Source organism: Shinella sp. GW835-FHT14H05, from assembly GCF_058793575.1.
Genome location: NZ_JBXAFY010000015.1, coordinates 55,015 through 76,489 on the forward strand (window position 1 = coordinate 55,015; position 21,475 = coordinate 76,489).

General features: G+C 57.5%; 24 protein-coding genes. 14 read left to right on the plus strand and 10 right to left on the minus strand.

Annotated elements, in window-relative coordinates; translation table 11 throughout:
- Window positions 1-140 precede the first annotated feature (140 nt).
- Window positions 141-1,010 (plus strand): AraC family transcriptional regulator, encoded by an 870-nt coding sequence (locus tag AC1Q6Z_RS29115; RefSeq protein WP_492650072.1) that lies wholly within the window; start codon window positions 141-143, stop codon window positions 1,008-1,010.
- A 23-nt stretch (window positions 1,011-1,033) separates the two neighbouring features.
- Here AC1Q6Z_RS29115 and AC1Q6Z_RS29120 read toward each other — a convergent pair whose 3' ends face one another.
- A complete protein-coding gene (locus tag AC1Q6Z_RS29120) occupies window positions 1,034-1,456 on the minus strand; it encodes a winged helix-turn-helix transcriptional regulator (protein ID WP_492650010.1) in 423 nt (140 codons plus the stop codon).
- A gap of 92 nt (window positions 1,457-1,548) precedes the next feature.
- Here AC1Q6Z_RS29120 and AC1Q6Z_RS29125 point away from each other — a divergent pair, with 92 nt between their 5' ends.
- Window positions 1,549-2,430: an NmrA/HSCARG family protein gene (locus tag AC1Q6Z_RS29125; protein ID WP_492650011.1), complete on the plus strand. Its 882-nt coding sequence runs from the start codon at window positions 1,549-1,551 to the stop codon at window positions 2,428-2,430.
- A gap of 68 nt (window positions 2,431-2,498) precedes the next feature.
- Here the strand turns inward: AC1Q6Z_RS29125 and AC1Q6Z_RS29130 are convergent, their stop codons facing one another.
- A complete protein-coding gene (locus AC1Q6Z_RS29130) occupies window positions 2,499-3,497 on the minus strand; it encodes an aldo/keto reductase (protein WP_492650012.1) in 999 nt (332 codons plus the stop codon).
- A gap of 102 nt (window positions 3,498-3,599) precedes the next feature.
- Window positions 3,600-4,703, minus strand: coding sequence for a Gfo/Idh/MocA family protein (locus tag AC1Q6Z_RS29135; protein WP_492650013.1), 1,104 nt, complete (start codon window positions 4,701-4,703; stop codon window positions 3,600-3,602).
- Between the two features lie 317 nt (window positions 4,704-5,020).
- Between AC1Q6Z_RS29135 and AC1Q6Z_RS29140 the strand changes: the two genes are divergently transcribed.
- Complete coding sequence (locus tag AC1Q6Z_RS29140) at window positions 5,021-5,860, plus strand: SDR family NAD(P)-dependent oxidoreductase (protein WP_492650014.1); 840 nt, start codon at window positions 5,021-5,023, stop codon at window positions 5,858-5,860.
- Window positions 5,861-5,974: 114 nt separating this feature from the next.
- On the opposite strand, the gene AC1Q6Z_RS29145 is transcribed toward AC1Q6Z_RS29140, so the two are convergent.
- From AC1Q6Z_RS29145 to AC1Q6Z_RS29160, 4 genes are all read right to left on the minus strand, one after another.
- The gene (locus AC1Q6Z_RS29145) at window positions 5,975-6,229 is read right to left on the minus strand and encodes a hypothetical protein (protein ID WP_492650015.1); all 255 of its coding nucleotides are present in this window, start codon (window positions 6,227-6,229) and stop codon (window positions 5,975-5,977) included.
- Entirely contained in the window at window positions 6,219-6,452 is a 234-nt protein-coding gene (locus AC1Q6Z_RS29150) for a hypothetical protein (RefSeq protein ID WP_492650016.1), read from the minus strand. Before AC1Q6Z_RS29150 ends, AC1Q6Z_RS29145 begins: the two co-directional genes overlap by 11 nt.
- Window positions 6,453-6,523: 71 nt before the next feature.
- A complete protein-coding gene (locus AC1Q6Z_RS29155) occupies window positions 6,524-6,766 on the minus strand; it encodes an alpha/beta fold hydrolase (protein WP_492650017.1) in 243 nt (80 codons plus the stop codon).
- A gap of 61 nt (window positions 6,767-6,827) precedes the next feature.
- Window positions 6,828-7,526 (minus strand): type 1 glutamine amidotransferase domain-containing protein, encoded by a 699-nt coding sequence (locus AC1Q6Z_RS29160; protein WP_492650018.1) that lies wholly within the window; start codon window positions 7,524-7,526, stop codon window positions 6,828-6,830.
- Between the two features lie 147 nt (window positions 7,527-7,673).
- On the opposite strand from AC1Q6Z_RS29160, the gene AC1Q6Z_RS29165 reads away from it, so the two are divergent.
- The 11 genes from AC1Q6Z_RS29165 to AC1Q6Z_RS29215 all read left to right on the plus strand — a co-directional run bounded on the left by AC1Q6Z_RS29165 (window position 7,674) and on the right by AC1Q6Z_RS29215 (window position 17,502).
- Window positions 7,674-8,576 (plus strand): LysR family transcriptional regulator, encoded by a 903-nt coding sequence (locus AC1Q6Z_RS29165; protein WP_492650019.1) that lies wholly within the window; start codon window positions 7,674-7,676, stop codon window positions 8,574-8,576.
- Window positions 8,577-9,101: 525 nt separating this feature from the next.
- Window positions 9,102-9,863 carry a helix-turn-helix domain-containing protein gene (locus AC1Q6Z_RS29170; protein WP_492650020.1) on the plus strand — a complete coding sequence of 254 codons (762 nt, stop codon included), beginning with the start codon at window positions 9,102-9,104 and terminating at the stop codon, window positions 9,861-9,863.
- 233 nt (window positions 9,864-10,096) lie between these two features.
- Window positions 10,097-10,504 carry a GlcG/HbpS family heme-binding protein gene (locus AC1Q6Z_RS29175; RefSeq protein WP_492650021.1) on the plus strand — a complete coding sequence of 136 codons (408 nt, stop codon included), beginning with the start codon at window positions 10,097-10,099 and terminating at the stop codon, window positions 10,502-10,504.
- 40 nt (window positions 10,505-10,544) lie between these two features.
- Complete coding sequence (locus AC1Q6Z_RS29180) at window positions 10,545-11,357, plus strand: SDR family oxidoreductase (RefSeq protein ID WP_492650022.1); 813 nt, start codon at window positions 10,545-10,547, stop codon at window positions 11,355-11,357.
- A gap of 69 nt (window positions 11,358-11,426) precedes the next feature.
- Window positions 11,427-11,930, plus strand: a complete 504-nt coding sequence (locus AC1Q6Z_RS29185) for a nuclear transport factor 2 family protein (RefSeq protein ID WP_492650023.1) — start codon at window positions 11,427-11,429, stop codon at window positions 11,928-11,930.
- 30 nt (window positions 11,931-11,960) lie between these two features.
- Window positions 11,961-12,797, plus strand: coding sequence for an oxidoreductase (locus AC1Q6Z_RS29190; RefSeq protein WP_492650024.1), 837 nt, complete (start codon window positions 11,961-11,963; stop codon window positions 12,795-12,797).
- 44 nt (window positions 12,798-12,841) lie between these two features.
- Window positions 12,842-14,653, plus strand: a complete 1,812-nt coding sequence (locus AC1Q6Z_RS29195; RefSeq protein ID WP_492650025.1) for a monovalent cation:proton antiporter-2 (CPA2) family protein — start codon at window positions 12,842-12,844, stop codon at window positions 14,651-14,653.
- A gap of 3 nt (window positions 14,654-14,656) precedes the next feature.
- Window positions 14,657-15,397 carry a gamma-glutamylcyclotransferase gene (locus tag AC1Q6Z_RS29200; RefSeq protein ID WP_492650026.1) on the plus strand — a complete coding sequence of 247 codons (741 nt, stop codon included), beginning with the start codon at window positions 14,657-14,659 and terminating at the stop codon, window positions 15,395-15,397.
- A 1,339-nt stretch (window positions 15,398-16,736) separates the two neighbouring features.
- Window positions 16,737-16,877 (plus strand): hypothetical protein, encoded by a 141-nt coding sequence (locus AC1Q6Z_RS29205; RefSeq protein WP_492650075.1) that lies wholly within the window; start codon window positions 16,737-16,739, stop codon window positions 16,875-16,877.
- Window positions 16,878-16,888: 11 nt separating this feature from the next.
- Window positions 16,889-17,023 carry a BA14K family protein gene (locus AC1Q6Z_RS29210; RefSeq protein WP_492650073.1) on the plus strand — a complete coding sequence of 45 codons (135 nt, stop codon included), beginning with the start codon at window positions 16,889-16,891 and terminating at the stop codon, window positions 17,021-17,023.
- A gap of 212 nt (window positions 17,024-17,235) precedes the next feature.
- A complete protein-coding gene (locus tag AC1Q6Z_RS29215; protein ID WP_492650027.1) occupies window positions 17,236-17,502 on the plus strand; it encodes a PepSY domain-containing protein in 267 nt (88 codons plus the stop codon).
- Between the two features lie 2,033 nt (window positions 17,503-19,535).
- Here the strand turns inward: AC1Q6Z_RS29215 and AC1Q6Z_RS29220 are convergent.
- The 3 genes from AC1Q6Z_RS29220 to AC1Q6Z_RS29230 all read right to left on the minus strand — a co-directional run bounded on the left by AC1Q6Z_RS29220 (window position 19,536) and on the right by AC1Q6Z_RS29230 (window position 21,327).
- Window positions 19,536-20,198: a BA14K family protein gene (locus AC1Q6Z_RS29220; RefSeq protein ID WP_492650028.1), complete on the minus strand. Its 663-nt coding sequence runs from the start codon at window positions 20,196-20,198 to the stop codon at window positions 19,536-19,538.
- Between the two features lie 193 nt (window positions 20,199-20,391).
- Window positions 20,392-20,985, minus strand: a complete 594-nt coding sequence (locus AC1Q6Z_RS29225; protein WP_492650029.1) for a general stress protein — start codon at window positions 20,983-20,985, stop codon at window positions 20,392-20,394.
- Between the two features lie 24 nt (window positions 20,986-21,009).
- Window positions 21,010-21,327 carry a PepSY domain-containing protein gene (locus AC1Q6Z_RS29230; protein WP_492650030.1) on the minus strand — a complete coding sequence of 106 codons (318 nt, stop codon included), beginning with the start codon at window positions 21,325-21,327 and terminating at the stop codon, window positions 21,010-21,012.
- Window positions 21,328-21,475 lie beyond the last annotated feature (148 nt).

A 21,475-nucleotide genomic window follows, 5' to 3' on the forward strand; every position in this document is an offset into this window, starting at 1 on the left:
CTCCGGGACCGGTCACGCCGTCACCAACGTCTCCTTCCAGCATGAAGGTAAGGACGCGCCACAGAAGCAACATCTCCGATCTTACCAGAGACTTGCCTAATCCTTCCAAATCGTCTCATAATGCAATCATGGCTGATACTATGGTTACGACTAAGCGCCTCCTGGAAGAGGTCGCTCCCTTTATCGCTGCACATATGGGCACCGTCGGTGTTCCAACGCCTGTGCCACGCTTGACGGTGTGGACAAGCACCCGTGACACCCTACCGACGCCCGCAATATTCGAGCCTATGTTTTACGCGGTCTTGCGCGGCATCAAGGTCTTGATCATGGGCGCCAATCGCTTCGACCTTGTGACGGGTGCCTGCGCGGCATCGTCCTTCGGTGTGCCCTACATCCATCAATTGACCGGTGCTTCGCCAGGCCTCCCTTATGTCGGGATCAGCCTCCACATCGATATCGGCATGCTCACGCGCATCATGCTCAATATGCCCAAATCCGATGATCGCTGGACATGCGCGGTGGCGGCCGGGGACCTGAGCGGAACGGTCGGCGAAGCCTTGGCTCGCATGGTGGGGCTCCTGGGCACGCCCGGCGACATTGGCATGCTCGCGCCGCATTATGAGGCCGAACTGTATTACCGACTTCTACAGAGCCCGATGGGTGATACGCTTCGCCAGATCGGCCAGCGCAACGGCCGGTTCCAACAGCTAAAGTCGGCCGCCGACTGGCTCGCAACCAACCACAGCGCGCCAGTGAACATCCCCGATCTGGCTGCGTCAGCCGGCATGAGCGTCACCTCGTTTCACCGGCACTTTAAGTCCGTCACCGGGTTCAGCCCGCTGGCCTTTCAACGCCATATTCGACTGCTGGAAGCCCGAAAGCTGCTGGCAGCCGGCGCCGCCAACGTCTCAAGCGTTGCCTTTGAGGTCGGCTATGTAAGTCCTTCGCAATTCAGCCGCGAGTACAAGAGCATGTTCGGCAGCTCCCCTGTCGCGGACTTGCAACGCTGATCTGCAGCGGCTGGCAGACAACTTCATTGCGTATCGGATGTCCCGTCGTCGTAGAGGCGACGTGCTGCTTCGACACGCGGAAGATTGTCCCGTATCCAGACGTTGAGGGTTTCGAGTGCTTGCAGCACCCCATTGCCCATTTCGGTGAGAGAATATTCGACCCGCGGAGGCACCTCGGGAAAATAGTGGCGTTTCACAAGTCCATCACGTTCCAGGTTTCTGAGCGTAAGCGTCAGCATGCGCTGGGTGATCTCGCCAACCTCGCCTTTGAGTTCGGAGAAACGAAGCCGTTGCTCATCCGCCAGCGAAAGACGCCAGACGACCTGGACAGTCCATTTGTCGCCGAGGCGTGTGCAGAAGCCGTTGGACGGCAATGGGCGAAAACCTGTTGAGTCGCCGGCTTTCTGATCGCTCCAGGCTTGCTTTGTCTTTGCCAAAAGTATCATCCCTGTAACCGATGCTAAGATATGTGCCGTCTTCCGGCAGATCATCAAGTGTATATATGAGGCTCCCTTGATCAACACGCGAGGGCCTCTCGATGACAAATGACAGTCAGCAGATCCTGGTTTTTGGCGCAACCGGCCGACAAGGCGGGTCGGTGGTTAATGCACTGCTGAAGCGCTGGCGTGTGCGGGCATTTGTGCGGAATGCAGCGAACCCCGCATCTGCCGCGCTTCGCGAAGCGGGGGTGGACCTGTTCTCGGGATCTTTTGACGATAGAGGTGCGATTTCCGCCGTGATGAAAAATGCCTACGGCGTCTTCATCGTCTTGCCGGGCAACCTGTCGGCCGAGGACGAGGTCAAGTACGCAACCGAAATTGCAAATATCGCGACTGAAAGCGGTGTCGCCCATCTCGTGTATTCGTCGGGAGCGAGCGTCGGAGAGACGTTGACCGGCGTGGCACGTTTCGATTCCAAGCCCCGGATCGAGGCGTATATTCGCAACCTGCCGATCGTCTCGACCATCGTTAGGCCGATGATCTTCATGGACATGCTGGTGCGGCCAGGTTCTGGGCTCGACAAGGGGCAACTCGTTTCACTCATGGTCCCTGACAAGCCCATTCAGCTCACCGCAGTGGAGGACATCGGAAAATTTGTCGCCGCGATCTTCTCCGACAGGCCGAGGTTTGCCGGCCAGACGCTGAAGATCGCGAGCGACACCGTGACCGGCGTTGAGCTGGCGGCGACACTCAGCGCGGTTGTGGGGCGTCCGATCGCCTACTCCCGCTTTGCGGATCATGTGCTCGAACAAAACGCCGATCTTCGCCAGATGGCTGCAAGTCTGGAAAATGGGCCACTCTCCGAACATGCGGATCTGACTTTTCTGCGTCAGATCAATCCGGAGATCCTATCATTCCGGGCATGGCTTGAAGGAAGCGGGTGCAAGGCTCTCGGAGAAGCATTGTCCCCTTCTCCTTAAGCAAATGGCGATCTGACCTCGGGCCTCAAGCGGTCGCGCCCGATTGGGTGTCAAAGATCCGAGTTGCTCTACGCATTGAGCAACCAGCCGGGATATTCGATCGGGAGGCGGCTAACTGCATCGAGCGTCGCCATGTCGTCGCCGTCCAGCGAGATATCGGCAGCGCGAATGTTTTCAAGCAACTGCTCGACGCGCCTGGCGCCGATAATCACGGTCGAAACGACGGGCTGCCGCAACAGCCAAGCAATAGCGATCTGGGCCGGCTGATGCCCATGCTTTGCGGCCACCGTTCTAAGGACGTCGATGAGTGGCTCGCCGCGGTGGCGATCGATGGGTGGGAAATCCAGTCCGGTTTGCCGGCCGCCATCTGCATTGCTGCCGGTCGAATATTTGCCGGTCAGGTAACCGCCGGCAAGCGGACTCCACACCATGAGCCCGACCCGCTCCGACGTGAGAAGCGGTACGATCTCGCGCTCCAGATCGCGACCGACAAGCGTGTAATAGGCCTGAACCGAAGTGATCGGAGCGAAATGTCGCGCACGGGTTATGCCGATTGCCTTCATGATCTGCCAGGCCGCCCAGTTCGACAATCCGATATAGCGCACGTCGCCGGACCGCACGAGGGTGTCGAGTGCTTCCAGCGTCTCTTCGATCGGCGTGTCCGGATCGAACGCATGAATCTGATAGAGATCGATATGGTCGAGACCAAGCCGTTTAAGACTCGCGCGGGCTTCACTCAGGATATGCCCCCTCGATGCGCCGCGCCGGTTTGGACCTTCGCCCATCGCGGACGCGACCTTTGTGGCGATCACCACGTCGTCTCGCGCGACACCGAGATTGCGAAGGGATTTCCCAAGGATCTCCTCGCTGCGCCCGTTGGCATAGATGTTCGCCGTATCGAAAAGATTGATGCCCTCCTCGAGTGCAGCCCTGATCAGAGCATCGGCTTCCTCCTGCCCCAGTTTTCCCACATGGCCCCAGATGCCGTCAGTGCCGCCAAAGGTCATCGCACCAAAACACATCTCGGACACAAATAGCCCACTTTCACCAAGCTTACGCATTCGCATGATCGTTCTCTTTCCATGATGAGAGATTTTTGATGGCGCCGCCGCCAGCGCCGTCGATCACGGTAGACCGGCGCCCTCTGAAGGCACCGGCACCTATTCAGATCAGGCAAGGATGAGCTGCCGCTCGCCCGTTTGGGCGGCACGTTCGACAGCCTGAACCAGACGGCTGTTGTGAAGCGCGTGCGAGAATCCCGGTGTGTCATACGTCCCGGCCACAAGGTCGCGGCCAAGCGAGGCATAAACCTCGCCGACATTGATCGCGGCGCCCGCCCAGAAGGGAGCCGCAGTCGGCCCCACGCCTGTGGCGACAGGTGCGTCAGGGGCGGCAAAGTTGAAGCTGGCAGACAGAGTGAGATCGCCGACTTGCACACCGGCGAGATGGTTGCCGGTCAACCTCAGCCAGCCGCCCGCTCCCCGAATCTCAAAAACGAAGTTCGCGTCCTCCGCAGGAACGCCTGCCAGAACCTGAACCGAGACGGGCGCGCCGCTTGTAGTCTTGGCGATCAGATCGACGTGGTCGGCAATGTCGCGAATGGATGTTTCACCGGTATCGACGATCTCGATCGTCGGCCAAAGCAGTTCGGTGCGTGCGTCCACCTCCGTGATATTGCCGAGCACTGCTTCGATCACGTCAAGTACGTGAGCCGTCGTGATGGTCATGAAGCTTGCGCCAGACGCCGCCTTGTTGAAGTAGTCGTAGGCTTTCGGGGATTGCGGACCATAACCGAAGGTCGTGGCGCTGACACGCGCCGACATCAGCCGGCCCAGCTTTCCGGACGCGACCAGCTCGGCTGCACGACGGACGGAGGGGTTCATGCGACCTTGCAGGCCGATCGCCGTGTGTAGCGACCCAGAACCTGCGGCCATTTCTTCGGTCTCGGCCACGCTCACCCCAAGCGGGGCCTCGCTATAAACCGCCTTGCCTGCCTTGAGCGCTGCCAAAACCAGATCCTTATGGGCCGGAACCTTCACGGCGACCGTGACGACGTCGATGTTTTCGTCTCGGATCATGGCATAGGGATCGGCGAACCAGCGCTCCGCCCCAAAGGCGGCGGCTGCGGCCCGAGCGCTCTCTTCCCGACGCGTCGCAATCGCCGCAAGAACCAGCGATGGCTGCGCCTGAAGCGCGGGTATATGGGAAGCGCCTGCCCAACTCGCCTGCGTATCTGCCCCGATGATCCCGACGCGAAATTTCATGTCCGACATGTCTCTTGCTCCGATGGTGGTTGGTTCGTGGCGCCATCTGACGCCAGTCCTCGGAAGATGGGGATTCTTCGCCATCGGGAGTTATGCAATTTCTATCAATAAATTGTCTGCCGCTCTCAACCGTTGAAGCCCGCGACTTGCCCGGTGTTTCTTACGTCAATCGCTTGGCAATGCTGACAGAATCAAGCCGACCCTTGATCCTGAATGCGTAGCCGGCGGACGGCTTTCCGAATGAGATAGCCAGCAGGGTTTGAAGAAACAATCTGTGTTTTCCGGCCCAACAACACCTGTCACAATGTTTTAATCGGAGATCCATGATGAACAACAGACGTAACATTCTGATAGGCGCCGCCGCAGGAGCAGCCGCTCTCGCCACCGCCGGCACCGCCAGGGCGCAGACGACGCGAGCCGTCGGAAGCAACGACCTCACAGGAAAACGCGCACTCGTCACAGGAGCATCCCGCGGAATAGGTGCAGGGATCGCGCTTGCGCTTGCGGACAAGGGCGCCGATGTGGTGATCACCTATCTCAATTCACCGGATCGTGCCTCCGACGTCGTGCAGGCAATCCAGGCGAGAGGCCGTCGTGCGATTTCGGTTAGAGCAGACAGCGGCGACCCTTCGGCTGTCAGTCGTTCGATCGATGAAACCGTACAGGCGTTGGGTGGCATAGACATCCTCGTCAACAACGTCGGCATCTCCCGCGGGGGGCCGCTGGCGCAAATGAACTTCACCGATATCCAGGATGTCTTCAACGTCAACGCCCGCTCGGCAGTGCTGGCAGCCCAAGCCGCCATTCCGCATCTCAGCGAAGGCGGGCGCATTATCACGATCGGCTCCTGCCTTGCCGAGCGAGTCCCTTATCCGAACCTGACTGTATACTCGATGTCCAAATCCGCGCTTATTGCCTTTACCCGAGGCCTTGCGCGGGAGCTCGGTCCTCAGGGGATCACGGTCAATCTCGTTCAGCCGGGCCCTATCGATACCGATCAAAACCCTGCAAATGGCGCGTGGGCCGAGCCTAACCGCCGTCTTACCTCACTCGGAGGCTATGGCAAGCCCGCCGACATAGCCGCTGCGGTGACATACCTGGCAAGCCCTGCGGCCCACTTCATGACCGGATCGGTGATGACGGTGGACGCCGGCTTCAACGCTTGAAGTCGATTTCACGTCACAAATATCCCGCGCAAAGGGCCGAGATTTTCGGCCCTTTGCGCGGCGTCAGCCTAGCTTTCGCGCTTGCCAATCGCTGTGAAAGCCACTCCGAGCCTGTCATTGCGTTTTGCCGACGATAGGTAATTCCAAAAGCGCATCGCGGAGCGCAATCGCATCCCATGGGGTATACTCGGTAATGCCAAGTCCAAAGACATCGACTTGTACTGCGACGTCGGACAGCAATTTGACGACCTGGGCGAGCATCATGCAACCGGGCTGAATGTCGTCTTCCGTTAAAGCGGGCGCGCCAGGCTTCGAAAATGTCGGCGACCGAAACAGGTTTACGTCTAGGACGTCGAGCTCAAAATGCACGGCGACATGCTTGGCGCCCGTCGCCCGTAGGGGGCAGCAGCAGTCCGATTGATACGATCCCCGGACGAAGATCGATGGCGACCAGCACGATCGCAGCGACGGTGGCGGCGAACGAAAGCGCCGGGCGGGCGCGTGCTGCCGGAACACCTGATGTGGCAGCATCGGTCTCGATAACCCGAAGACGATAGTGGGCTAACGGACGGGTGGAAAGAATATGCGTCATCGGGGATCTCCAGAGCGAGAAGCAGACTGATGGGCATGGCAGGCAAGGACGAAGCCACCATGACATGGGAGTTACTTCGCAGCCTCGATGATCAGCTTCGCCACCACGTCCGGGTGCGACAGCATGACGACATGGCTGGCAGCCACCTCGACGGCTGTCGCCTTGATCCGCTTGACCTGATCTCGCTGGAGCTGCGGCGGGATCACCTTATCGTCCGTCACAACCTCGAAGGAAGAAACCGTGTGCCAGGCTGCCTGTGTGACGGCTGTTGAAACGGACTTGACGCCAAATGCAACCTGTGTGGCCGCGATCAATGCACGCTCGCTGCGAGGAGCCGACCGCCGACTGCTGGCGGTCGGCCACGATGCTCAATGATCAGGCTGCCCGTATACGGGGCTGGCGCAGGGCGGTGAGCAGAGCTTCGGCGGCCTCACCGGAAGATCCCGGGTTCTGCCCGGTGATGAGCTGGCCATCCACGACCGTATGAACACCCCAGTCTTTTACCTTGGAGAACACAGCACCCTGGGCGATGAGCACGTCCTCGACCAGGAAAGGGACAACCTTGGTCAGGCCAACGCCTTCTTCTTCGGTGTTGGTGAAGCCTGTGAGGTAGCGACCCTGAACAAACGGCGATCCATCGGCATTCTTGACATGGCGCAGCACGCCCGGAGCATGGCAGACCAGCGCGATGGTCTTGCCGGCGGCGATGAAGGATTCGATCAGCGCGATGGAGTTCGTGTCTTCAGCCAGATCCCACATCGGGCCGTGACCGCCGGGATAGAAGACCGTGTCAAAATCCTTGTGGTCGACCCCGTCCAGGCGCACCGTCTGGGCGAGCTGCGCGTTGGCGTCGGCGTCTGCCTTGAAACGAGCCGTCAGCTCGGTCTGGAACATCGGTTCGTCGCTCTTCGGGTCGAGCGGCGGCTGGCCGCCCTTGGGCGAAGCGAGCGTGATCTCGGCGCCAGCGTCCTTGAAGACGTAATAGGGAGCTGCCAGCTCCTCAAGCCAGAACCCGGTCTTGCGGCCGGTGTCGCCGAGTGTATCGTGCGAAGTCAGTATCATGAGAACTTTCATCGTCTTATCCTTTGATGATGGCGGCCAGATCGGCCTAGGATTTCGATCAGCGCTGCTGGCCTTTCGATGAAGTGATCATGTCATCCGCAGAGATATTTGAGAAATTTACTTGTTGGATTCTAGATATTCACATGACATTATATCTGGATGAGATATGACCTGAACCTTCTGCCCGTCTTCCTGGCTCTAATGGAGGAGCGGAGCGTCACCCGCGCTGCCGGCCGTCTTGGCATCACCCAGCCTGCGCTGTCGAATTCGCTCAATCGGCTTCGCGAAATGCTGAAAGATCCGCTCTTCATCCGCGAACGCTACGGCATCAGGCCGACACAGCTTGCCGAAGAGATTTCGCCGACAATCGAGACAGCACTGGCGCAGCTCGACGATCTCGTCGTCCATCAGCAGGATTTTGATCCGGCAAGCGCGGAGCGTCTGTTTCTGATCGCGCCGAACAGCTACGTCGAACTGGTGCTAATGCCAGCGCTGGTGGCAAGGCTGCGAGAGCTAGCTCCGGGGATCAAACTTCGCATGACGCCTTTCGGCAACGATCTCGCCGATACCGGAGTGATTTCGGGGACGACGGCGATGGTTCTGGGAAGGATTATTGACCCACCAGACAACCTCGTTGTCCAGCATCTGATGGACGATGGATTGGCCTGCATCGTGCGCCACGACCATCCGGACGTCAGTGCCAGCCTGACGCGGGATATTTACGAGAGCCTGAAACACGTCAACGTTTTGCCGCCGGGTCGGATTCGCGCGGGGGTATTTCAGGCGTTGGGGCAGCAGAACCTCAAGCGTGAGGTTGCTGTCTCCGTCACACATTTCCTGTCAGTTCCCGAGATGGTCGCGGTGACCGATTATTGCGCAACATTGCCGCGCCTGATCTGCCGCAGCCTCGAGCGCGACCCGCGGCTTAAGGTCGTCGAAGCACCTGTCGATCTTGGAACTTTCCCGGTCGAGATGGCTTGGCATGTGCGATATCGCCACGATCCCGCGCATCGGTGGCTTAGGGGTGTCGTAAGCGAACTTGCGAAAGACTTGGTAGCGTAACAGAAGCCGACACCGCATTTCGCTCGTCCGTGCGATAGCATACGCCTTGAAGGGAGTCGAACCGTCGACCCCGTCGTTCGGTCGATGCGTTTGCGCCGAATTTCCGTTTACGGGCATCTACTTACGCTGGGAATGGCTGATAGGGGGCCGCATGCGTCTGACAGCTTCCCGAGCGCAACAGACGAAAGCAGCCCGACCGCGGCGGTTCGACGAAGTCCTCTATCCGCCGGGAGCGGACTGTCCGCTTCCTGAGCAAAATTTACAAAATCGGTTTAACCGCCGTAGCCAGCCCCTGCTTCGCTCTGCGCGTCGCGGACATTAAGTCTGTAGTTTTCAGGAAGCTTTGGTATCCTGCTTGCACGGCATCAATTGGGGGCAAGACTGATGCAGAAAAGGATTCGCAGTCCGGATCGTTTCCACGGCGTCGAATGTCCTACGTCGCTTGAGCTTAGCCACATCGCCTTGAGCGGAGCTACGGCCGGGCGATTGAAGTGGCAGGAGGATGTTGGAGGCGTACCCGTCCAGATGGAGCAGATCGACGGGTATATGGTCTGCTACCAGCGTGTCCATCTTCCGGTTAGACAGGAGTGGGTCGATGGCAAAAGACTGGCCAACGATCCGGTCGCGCCCGGCCAGTTCATGTTGTTGGATTTACGGCGGAACTATCGGGCAATCAGCCCTCTGAAGGTGGATTGCCTCTCTGTTTTCACATCACACGACTCCCTCGTCGATTTTCATCGCGAGCAGGGACTTCCCGCTTTTGCGGGCCTGCGTGTCGCGCTCGGCGCGACCTACACGGATCCTATGATCAGCAATCTGATGGAGTGCCTGATCCCCGCTTTCGAGTCGCCGGACACGACGTCAAGGCTGTTCCTTGACCAACTGATGATAACTATGCTCGTGCATATGAGCTCGGTACACGCTTACCGACCGATCGAGTTTCGGTCGCGCCGAGGCGGTCTGGCACCATGGCAGGAGCGCCGTGTGAAGGAGCTGCTCCTAGCGAACATGAGCGGGAACATCGGGCTTGATCAGCTCGCCGCCGAGTGCGGCGTTTCTCGCGCTCATCTGGCCCGTTCGTTCAAGGCCAGCACTGGTTGGTCCCCTATGGCCTGGCTCCAACAGCAGAGGTTGGAAAGAGCAAGCGACTTGCTGCTGACATCCACGCTGTCGGTTTCGGAAATCGCCCATCGCTGTAGCTTCGCAGATCAAAGTCACTTTTCGAAAGTGTTTACAAGGAGCTATTGTGTATCACCTGGGGAATGGCGTCGCGCCCGGAAGGTGTAGCTCCTCTGATCTGCTTTTTATGGTCATCCCGGACATGGCAGCGCAAGTAGGAGATGTGACGGCTGCGAGCCCGTCTGCTTGAGGCTCGAGGTCCTCGAAACGGGGCTTCCAGACCGGCTGCAAATCAGCACTCTCGTACACAAAACAGCACCCACATACATCGCCACCGCGGAAATGCTGGATAATCTTCCGATCCGTGGACGCAGGGTGGCGTTCGAACAGTGGGGATGACCATGCAGATTTCGTCCCATCAAGCTCGCTCGATCATCGCAGCCGGGGAAGCCCGAGCGACGACGATCGGCGTTCCGGTCAACATCGCGGTGCTCGATGCAGGAGCACAGCTCAAGGCGTTCAGTCGGATGGATGGAGCGCTCTTAGGCTCGATCGACATCGCTGTCGGCAAGGCTAAAACGGCGGCGCTTTTCCAGATGACGTCAGAGGCGGTCGGAGAGTTTTGCAAGCCCGGCGGAGGGTCGCCAGGTTTGGAGCAGACCAACGGCGGGCTCGTGGTCTTCGGCGGGGGGCTTCCGATCTTCGCACCTGACGGAACTTTCCTCGGTGCCGTGGGCGTTTCCGGGGGCGCGGTGCAGCAGGACATGGAAGTTGCCCGCGCTGCGCTCTCAATCTTCGAACCGACCTGATGCCGTCCACACCAATCAAACCAAGAAAGAGGAGATTAGCATGTCCAAGACCATTCTCATCACTGGCGGTGGTTCAGGCTTTGGCAAGGCGGCAGCCATAGGCATGGCCAGGAACGGCCACAACATCATCGCGACCTGCCAAGTCTCGCCAATGGTCACTGCGATGCGTGAAGAAGTCGCCAGACTTGGCCTTGCCGAAAGAATTCGCGTCGAACGCCTCGACCTCACCGATCCCTACGATATCCGACAGGCTTTGGGCTGGGATTTCGATGTGCTGTGGAACAATGCCGGCCAGGGTGAGCCTGGTCCCGTCTGGGAAATTCCGGTTGATATCGTCCGTCGCAATTTCGAAATGAACGTGTTCCTGCCACTCACACTCACACAGGGCGTTATCCAGCGCTGGATCCGCGAAGGCAACCACCACGGGAAGAAGGTGGTCTTCACCTCCTCAATGGGGGGACTTTTCACTCCTGCAAACTGGGGCACTTATGTTTCGACGAAACATGCGCTCGAATCCATTGCAGAAGCGCTGCAGCAGGAGCTTGCTGCCTACGGCATCAAGATTCAGACCATCAATCCCGGCGCCTACTTTACGGGCTATAACGAGACGATGGCCGACAATCCGTTCCGATGGCTGGATGACAGCAAGAACTTCACGAAGCGCGCCGATCTCCGAAAAGGCTTTGATGATTTCTTCGCAACGCCGGAGGGCAGAATGGATCCCACGGAAATGATCGAGCGCATGATCGAGATTGTTCCTGCCGATATGGGCAAATTCCGCAACGTCTGCCCGAAGGTGATCGAGGACATGCTGAAGGATCACCAGCTCAAAGCGTGGGAAGCCACGATTTAGGCGGGCCTTCATTCGCATCTGCCGCCGGCGATTTCCGGCGGCCCCGATCCTATTAAAGGGAGTTAAGAGATGAGCAACGGAGTGCTTCTTTCAGAATTTTTGCGGAGTATCGCGATCGCAGCTTCCTTTTCGGTATGCATGCCTCTGGCAAACGCAGTTGCGTCTGACGAGGTTGGAAACAAAGCGGCGGTGCAAAAGGCTTTCGACGCCTGGGCGGACGGCACGGGAAGTCCATATGACCTTTTGGCGGATAATGTCACGTGGACGATCACGGGCAACTCGGCTGCTTCCAAATCCTATCCTAGCCGGGACGCTTTCATCAACGAGGTGATCAAACCGTTTAACGCTCGCATGAGCGTCGGGCTCAAACCCACGATCCGCAACATGTACGCCGAGGGAGATACAGTCATCGTGTTTTTCGATGCTGCCGGAACCGCAAAAAACGGCAAGCCTTACAAAAATACCTACGCCTGGTTCCTGGATCTTGCCGACGGAAAGATCGTCAAAGCCTCTGCATTCTTCGACAGCATAGCTTTCGACGAGCTTTGGAAACTTCCGGTAACAGTGCAGTAGGAAACGACTGGACCATCCTTGGAGACCGCTATGAAAACATGGTTCATAACCGGGGCCTCACGCGGCTTTGGGGCCCGCATAACCCAACTCGCGCTGGAGCGCGGCGACAACGTTGTCGCCACCGCCAGAAACGCCCAGTCGATAACCCATGCTCTCGGAGAGTTGCCCAATCTCTTGGCGCTGCCACTCGATGTAGCCGAGGAACAACAAGCCAAGAGCGCCGTTTCCGCGGCTGCCGATCGCTTCGGTAGCATTGATATCCTTCTGAACAACGCGGGATTCGGACTACTCGGAGCCGTCGAGGAAGCAACTAGCGCCGAAGTGGAACGACTCTATCGGACCAATGTCTTCGGCCTTCTGACCGTCACTCGAGCCGTTCTTCCCTATATGCGCGCCCAAAGATCGGGGCGCATTCTGAACATCTCGTCGATCGGCGGTTATCGCTCAGGAGCCGGCTTCGGCGTGTACTGCTCAACGAAATTCGCGGTCGAGGGTTTGTCGGAAGCTCTGCACGCTGAATTAGCTCCACTCGGTATCCATGTAACCGTGATTGAACCCGGATATTTCCGGACCGAGTTCCTGGACACTAGCTCCCTGTCTGTGAGCGGCAATCATATCGACGACTACGAGGGTACTGCCGGAGCCCCCCGTCAGCACGCCACAGCGATGAACCATAATCAGCCAGGCGACCCTGACAAGTTTGCTCGACAAGTCGTCGCATTCGCCGATGTGCAGGAACCTCCCGTCAGAATGCCATTCGGCAGCGACACTGTTACTGCCATAGAGGCCAAGCATGTTTCGGACTCAGAGATTATCAAGAAATGGAGGCATGTCTCCGTCTCCACAGACTTCCAAGTCCCCGCTTAGATGGCGATCGATTAAGCAATACGGTGAGAAGTGGGAGTAGTTCGATGGCAGTGGAATCGCACGGACCGGACCTCCTACCCGTCATAGCACTCCTCGGCGCCGGGATTGTCGCGGCCACGATTTTCAAGCGCTCGGGGCTCGGCTCTGTGCTGGGTTATCTCGCCGCGGGTGTTGTCATTGGCCCATTCGGGTTACGCGTATTGCAGGAGCCGACATCCATTCTACATTTCGCTGAGCTTGGCGTTGTCATGTTTTTGTTTCTGATCGGTCTTGAGATGCGACCGTCCCGACTTTGGGAACTTCGTAAGGAGATTTTCGGCCTCGGTGTTCTTCAGGTCGGCATCTGCATTTTTTGTCTCACAACCGTGGGCATAGCGACAGGCTTTCCGATCGCTCCATCATTCGTTGCCGGGACCGGTTTCGTACTGACATCGACAGCGATCGTGATGCAACTCCTTGAGGAGCGAGGCACTATCTCTGCGCCGCCTGGCCAGCGCATTGTATCGATATTGCTCCTTGAAGATTTGGCGATCGTACCGCTGCTTGCGTTGGTTGCCTTTCTTGCCCCAATCGTTCCCGGTTCGGCTTCGAGCGGGCAAGGAATTGACTGGGTCGCGATAGGTGTGGGTGTTGCGGCGATAGCTGGGGTCGTGGTCTCTGGCTTATATCTTCTAAATCCTCTTTTTGGGGTTATAGCCGGCGCGCGGGCGCGTGAGGTAATGACAGCGGCGGCGTTGCTTGTCGTACTCGGCGCGGCTTACGTGATGCAGCTCGGTGGACTATCCATGGCGATGGGCGCGTTCCTGGCTGGCGTTCTCCTGTCCGAGTCAACTTTCCGACACCAGCTCGAGGCAGACATCGAGCCATTTCGCGGCATCCTTCTGGGCCTCTTCTTCCTTGCTGTCGGCATGTCATTGGACTTGGGTGTCGTGGCGGCCAATTGGGAGGTGATCGCATTCTATGTGGCGGCATACATGATCGTGAAGGGGATAGCTGTTTACGGCTGTGCTCGCTTGCTCCGAAGTTCACATTGGGAAGCCGCCGAACGAGCAGTGCTTATGGCCCAGGGTGGCGAGTTTGCCTTTGTGCTCTATGCATCGGCTTATTCTTTCGGGATCATCACATCGGAACAGAATGCCGTGCTGACAGCGATCATTATCGTGTCGATGGTAGTTACCCCACTTATGATTTGGGCGTTAAAGCGTTTCGAAAGTGCAAGTTCGTTACGGGTCGAAGACCTGGCAATTCCCGAAAATTTGCAAGGGAGTGTTTTGATCATCGGCTTCGGCCGGGTCGGACAGGTGGTGAGCCAGCTTCTGTTAGCCCGAGGTCATGAGATTTCGATCATCGATACCGATGTCGAAATGATCAATGTCGCTCGTGAGTTTCAGTTCGATGTGTACTACGGTGATGGAACACGTCTCGATATTCTCGAAGCTGCTGGCGCAGGAAGGGCCAAGTTGATCGTTGTATGCGTAGACAACGGTGATGATGCGACCGCTGTTGTTCGCCTGCTCAAGTCCGAGTTTCCTTTGAAACCAGTCGTCGCTCGCGCGACGGATCGGCGACATGCGCTCGAATTGATTAGGTCAGGCGCCGATGTCCAAGTGCGAGAAACCTTTGAGTCCGCCATGATGCTCGGCAGTAAAGCTCTTGAGGCTCTCGAAGCCACACCGGAAGAGCTCTCGCGTCTTTCAGACGATCTTCGAAGACGCGATGGCGCGCGCCTTGAGCTGGAGCTCGTGGGCGGGATGTATGCGGGACGAGCGTTCTTCAGCGGCAAATCTCGGGAACGGCAAATAATGACCGAAATTGAAGCTCCGGGGAAACTTTGGGACCCGCAAACGAGACTCTAGGCGATGCGTCAGGGTGTGATGGCTCTTACGGAAGATCTTGTCGTTCGGTGTTGGCGAGCCGAGAAGGACGAAGGCCGCAATCCCGCGCTCACACCAATGAGTGATGCGGAATATGTCGTCCTCGGCGAGCGTCTCGTCATTGAAAGCGGACGCGGTCCATTTTGGGTATTTGCCTACGGTTCGCTTATTTGGAAGCCTATTTTTCAATATGCTGAGAAGCGCCGGGCAGTTGCCTACGGATGGCATCGTTCTTTTTGCCTCGAATTGCAGAATTGGCGGGGGAGCCGAGCTCAGCCTGGCCTGATGATGGCATTGGACAATGGTGGATCCTGTACCGGCCTCGCCTACCGGGTGCCGGAAGCAGATCGGGAGACTGCCATTTATGAACTCGTCGACCGTGAAATTGGATATCGCGAGGATATTCGTTCCGTTCGATGGCTTCATGTGAACACGAATGAAGGGCCGATCCGAGCGCTGGTCTTTTATGCCGCACCGCGAGGTGTCGGCGTTAGCCGCCATCTTCCTCTCCAGCAGGTTGCTTGGACACTGGCCCGAGCCTGTGGCCATGTCGGCTCGGGCGCCGAATACCTCTTTCACACCGTATCTAAGCTTGAAGACCACGGGATCCATGACCGCAACCTGTGGCGCCTCCAAGAGCTGGTGGCGCGCGAAATATTGGCGCTCTACCCTGACAATTTCGATCAGGACGGCAAGGCGGTCATAGATGTGCGTCTAAGCTCTTGAAGGGATCTGAACCGCCGACGCCTTGCTCCGATGGGATAAGCGCATGATAAGACGGACTTCGGCGCGCAACCAGATTTATGAAACCGACGTTGGAAGTTTATGAAAGAAGGTACGCCTCGGGTAAGGCGGTACTGATAGTTTCTACACTCTAGCACTGCTGCCCGAATTAGCTTGTAACGAGAGCTTGATATGAGCGATCAACCCACTGCAACATCAAAGGCAGCCCTGTCGCCCGGAGATCTGGAGATGCTCGAGAGAATCCTTCGCGCATGGTGCGAAGAAAACGGTGCGGCCAGAGACTCTTTAGCAGCTGAGAGCATAGCATCGGCTCTTGTCGCTTGGTACGAGCAGGATGCGATAGCACGGATCCGGTCTCAGCCTGAGAACTCCGATACAGAGCCGTTGTCACCTGAGATCGAACGACTTTTGCGACAGATCACCTAGCGACAAGCCGCAGTTGCCTGCGAAATAACGCAAGCCCGCCATGCTGGTCCCCATAGGTTTTGCCTATTCCAGGAACTCAAGCCCGATCCGGCTGAAGTACATTTTTTATCACGAAACTCACGTGAATTTGGAAACACGGTCCTCCGTGGAGCGTCGCAATGGAAGCTCACAGAAGAGCGAAATCATACGTGGAAGCGTACGGATGGAGCGTGTGAGGGGGGAAGAAATGCCAGCTTCGGCCGGATAGCAGCAGCAGGCGGGGAAAAGATTTCGAGGCGAGTCCCCGCCTGCTGCAATGTCCACACCAAACATAGGGATTTGGAATGGACAAGCAGCAATAGCATACCCGCGCTCGTCGTTTCAATCGATGGCGAGGTCTTGACGATCCGCGAGAGCGAAGCGAACCTTGCCTTAAAATACATCCTGCTAACAAGCTCGGGCTCTATGAACTTAAGGCCTTTCCGCGCCTTATTAAATGTTTTTCAGCATAGCTTGGAAACTAGGACCCCGGGCTTAATCAACCTTCGCGCTAGGCACGACAACCCACTCGTTGCCGTCTTGGAAAACGTCGATGGAGCTTCGCTGCACAGCCGCGCCCTTTTAGTTTAGGGCGAGAACTCCCTAGCATCCTAGATCATTTTACGTTGATATCCGACACGCCTTTCGCGCCTTTCACCTTACGTTCATTGCGCCCCTTTATTATCAACGGAATTGAAGCAAGGTGGCACCATAATGAATATTATTTCCATAATAGCCGTAGGCGTCGTGGCTGCGTAATGGCCATGACGTCCGTGGCCCTGTCTACGCCGCCCCCATTGGTCCCCTCCGGTGGAGATTGGATCGGACGTGGAGCCGGTTCAATATAGGGAAATGAGACCCCAGCGATGGGACAGACATGACAATCGTCGCGGTAACAACTGGCGCGCTGAACGGCGGGATTGGAATGGGCATCGCGGTTATCGCGACCGCCGCGCAGGCTGCCGCAACAGCGATGGCTTTTGGTACCCGCTGGCCGCCTTTGGTGCAGGCGCGATAATTGGTGGCGCTATCAGCAATCAACCGTCGTACAGCGGCGGGTCGCACGCTCAATGGTGCGCCAACCGGTATAGAACCTATCGCGCCTACGACAACACTTACATCCCCTACGCAGGCGTCAGGGCGAAATGCGTGTCGCCGTACTAGCAGTCAGGTAAGCTGACGGGACGTTCGAGGGCGCGGTATTCTGCGGCCCTTTTGATTCCGGGCGCCTTGGCTTACTGGAGCTGAGAAAAACGGGCGCTGCCGCTCATTTCCTGCGCCTCCAGACCCGGGCGCTTCCCACACTCCTGGGATCGAGCATGGGAACCTAAGTCCGAGATCTTCGTTTCGCCTCCGTTATTGAAACGGAGATCATTATGAGAAATTTGATATTCGGTGTGGGTATCGTCGCCATCTGCGCGTGGCCAGCACAGGCCCAGCAGCAGGCCGAAAAATCCTCTCCGCAGGCGGGGAAAAAACCGTCGGAAATTTTATCGCTTATCGGAGCAAGGCCCGACTTTGCGCGCCTCGACGAAATGTCGTGGAGCGACCGCGGGTATTATGAGATCCAGTACCGCACAAGCGACAAGGCCCGTGTTGAAATCAATATCGACGCTGGCGGAAACCCAGTGGACCAGGAATAGGCCGCCCCTCTCAAGGAACACGTGCCAAATTCGCGATTAGCCTGTGCAACCTGGCAAAACCGTTCGAACGAGCGTCTTTTGCAGCACTAAGGTCGATTGGGGCACCTTCATGCAGAATGCGGTCCCTTTCAGTTACCGCCAAAGCCGCACCCGACTCCCGCCAATGCAATCGAGGCGCTTCGCATAGGCGAGCATGTCGAGAGCGCTGACAATCTGTTGCTGCTTGTAACGCGGCAACCAGGTGGCCGACCAACTGGAGGTCGACGATGTTCTTGGCTGTGCATCCGACCGCGCCCAGTTCGACGAGCACGGCGTCCTTGCAGGGTTGATTGGGTGGCGGCATTATCCATCTTTCATCGCTCGGACAGGAAATCGGGCCACCGGTCTATGAAGCAAGCGACGCCGAACACAGTTGTGACAGTGCAGCCGAATCAGTGCTTCCAATCAAGCCCCTCCCCGCCGGCCGCCCTCAGGGGGCTGCGTAACATCGCGGCGCAGCCTCTTTGTCCAAAACATGGCGCGCGGCCCACCAACCACGCCAGGCGCCAGCCTGCTACCACTAATACGGTACACGATAACGCAGTCGGCATGTGCGCCAGCGGCATTCTTCAGTCTCGTGATTATCCCACACGTTCTGAGGTTGAGGCCATGACGCAACTCCTACGACAATGGTGATGACGAGCAGCAAAGGAGGCCCATCTATTTAAAGTGACGCGCCACCGGTAACTCGTGCACCGGGTTTCGCGACAAGGCCAAATACCCGAAGCCACGCGCATCATCCACAAACCGGCGCAAAACACGATGAAGTTGTCGATATAGGTGCCGATCATCGTAGTGCTTCCGGCGTTGAATGTGCGGTGCAATAGCCTTGACTGCTGCGGCGTAGAGATCGTGATCGCATCGCCAATTTTTTAAGCCCTGCCGCAATCTCGTGTTTCATCCTGGACATCAACCGCCACGACTGTGTAATTGGCCCAGACGCTCCGGGAGATCTCGTCGCTTTCGGCGTACACGGCGTCGAACTCTTCTAGAAGAGTGAGAAATCCGCCCCTCTTATCGATCTCCGCCGGGGTAAGGTATGCCCATTCGCATTCTTCACAGTGCGCGTAAATGTCATCTGTAGATAGATTGCGAAATAGAAACAGTCGCCCTTGGCGACAGGACGAACAGTTTCCGGTGTGGTAGCGGCGGTGCATGGATTTAATTTCGGCAGAGCCTCTCTAATATCCAGTGTTTCGGCAGCACCTCCGCCCATCTTGTCGACCGTCGTTAGATTTGATGTTCCTTATTTCAACCGTCAGTTAGCTGGCCAATTGGGTCACCTCGGCGGCTTTCAAGGACGAATTATGAAAAAAGGGCCGGAGACGATGTCTCACGGCCCAAGCTTTTCTCATCGACGCGTAGGGAGGAGATCGCGTCGGAAATTCCAAACTAGCGGATCATGGTTAACGACGCGTAAAAGCTGGGCGCGGCTTGGGTGTCGCGTGCGACTGTTCCTCTGGAGCGACGATTTTCGATTCATGATCTCAGGACGTCCGAACATGAACCCCTGCAACGAATCGGGAGCTTTAGCGGTCACGCGAACTCGCTGTGCTTCGGTTCGATGCCCTCGACGACAACCGTTAGGCCGAGACTCTTGCTGAGCGCCAGATGGTTTGATGACCGACTGGTCCGGAGCGAAACAGACATACGTTATGACCATTCGATTGGGCGTCTGTCAGCTTCAACATAAATCGTAACGATCCCTTCGCGACGCTCTCTTTGCGGAAAAGGACTTCATACTAAGGACGAAAAGCGCAAGCTGCGTAGCGTTCCATCACGCGTGATGGGCGAGATCGAATACCTGTGGATAGTCTTGGTCTTGACAGACCCGACCGCCGACATCAACGCTTCAGTGATCCAAATACCCACTTTGGCGCTAAGCTATGCTGAGCATACATAGCCTCCTGTGGGCTCCTCTTAGCGTTCGCCGTATTCCGCCCGACGCTGAAGTTGAGCATGGAAACAAGTGGTTACCACAGGTCGCATTGGTTTTACCGGCACTGACGCCGGGGGCCCCCGTCGAACGGCTGGTATGAATTATCTTCAGGGCGGTAAGACCTATAGCGCTTGCTGCACCTGTAGACATGGCTGTCCAATTCCGCGACGATTTCTGTCACGACCGTGTCGCCAAGCGCACGGCGTGCGCTCGAAAGCACCTCGTCGGCGGCTCCATTTTCCTCAAGAGGCATTTCGCTATCAATTGCCATGTAGGGAGAAACACAAAGCCTGCGTTTACCGTGGTAGGGTTGATAGGTGCCATCGTCGACTCGGTAGGAATTATACCTCGACATACACCATTGCACATGTTCGCGCGGCAAGGTCATGGCACGTTGGTTGTCTTGTTCGTCGATCGAGCCAGAAACCAGCGCGTCCGACTCGTCATTCGATAAAACTTCTCGTTCAACGCTCTCGATGTCTGGGCTGATCGATCCGGTGTGCAAAACAGATTCCTGGCGAGCAGCATCTCGTTCCAGCTGTTGCTCGTTGCGCGTGACGACGGTGGGCTCTGTGGTCCACAAATCCGATATTTCGGAAGTTTCTGAAATCGAAGCCTGTTCAGGTGTTGAGAGATAGAAAACGGAACCGAGCACACCGGCTGTAAATGTAACAACTGAAAGCAGAAGGCCCGCGATGAGGGCCGCCAACGTTTTCATAATTGCACCTCCATGGAGCGCCTGGCGCAGTTCGCATTTGGCGGCTTAGCGCAGGCCGAGAAATGAAAGAACTAAAAGGACGACGACGATGAGGCCAACAATGTAAATGATGCGATTCATGACTGTTCTCCGATTTTTGAGTATTATCCAGACTACGATGGCAGGCGGCTCCAGAGCCGCCTGCTTTTTTAAGCTAGCGGCGATATCGTAGCCGCTCTTTTTCGATCTCCGCCGGGCCATAGGGGTCGAGACTGTCGTCAAAGCGCGACCAGCCTTGCTCAGAATAGGCCGCGCGGCGCGCCGTCGGATCGACCCAGTTATTTTGGCGAAGGATGGCCTCAGCTTCCGCGTATGCGCTCTCGTCCACGCGCGCTGTCACCAGCGTTCCACCGCGGCGAACACCTTCCGCATAGACATGTGCGTGTTCTGCCGGCACGCCAGATTCCGTAAGGGCCCCGATAAGGCCACCGGCGGCACCGCCAGCCACAGCTCCCGCAACAGCACCTGCAGCCGTTGTCGCCAACCACCCTGCAGCAACGACGGGACCGACGCCGGGGATGGCCATAATTCCGAGGCCGGTTAGCAAGCCGCCAACGCCGCCTACGGCCGCGCCGATTCCGGCGCCGGTGCCCGCACCTTCCGCGGCATTTTTGTCATTGCCATGTCGCTTGTCGGCATTGTTGGAAACAATGCTGATATCTTTGGACGGCACGCCTCGTGCCTCAAGGGCGCTGACGGCGGCGCTTGCATCCGAATACTCGTCGAACAGTCCGGTAACGGTTTTCATTGGAAATCTCCTGAATCGTGAAGGTTATTTGGCGACGATGTTGCCCTGATAGTCGAGCGCGACGGCCACAGCCTTACCGTCCTTCATCGCCTTGCCTTGCCAGACACCCTTGTCATCGAGCGTCAGGCCGGTGACATCCGCATATCCTGCTTCGCTTATGCGTTCCTTCGCCTGGTCCTCGGTGAAGCTATTGGCACCCTCGACCGGCGCGGTCGCATTCTTGGTATCTGGTGTAGCAACCGCCGGGGTGTCGCCTTCCGTCGTCGTCGTGGTGGACGTCTGAGCAAAGGCGCCAAGGGTCGACGCACCGACAAGCGCTGCGGCTAGGAAAAGTTTTTTCATGGTAACGTCCTCATTTCGAACGGTTATGTCGCGCTGTAAAAATGACGGGCCGAAAAAATAGTTCCGGTCTGGCGCGCGGATCAGACCTTTGTCCCTATCGGATCGGCATTGGTCCTACGACGGAACCTTCCTCACTCAAACCGCTTCC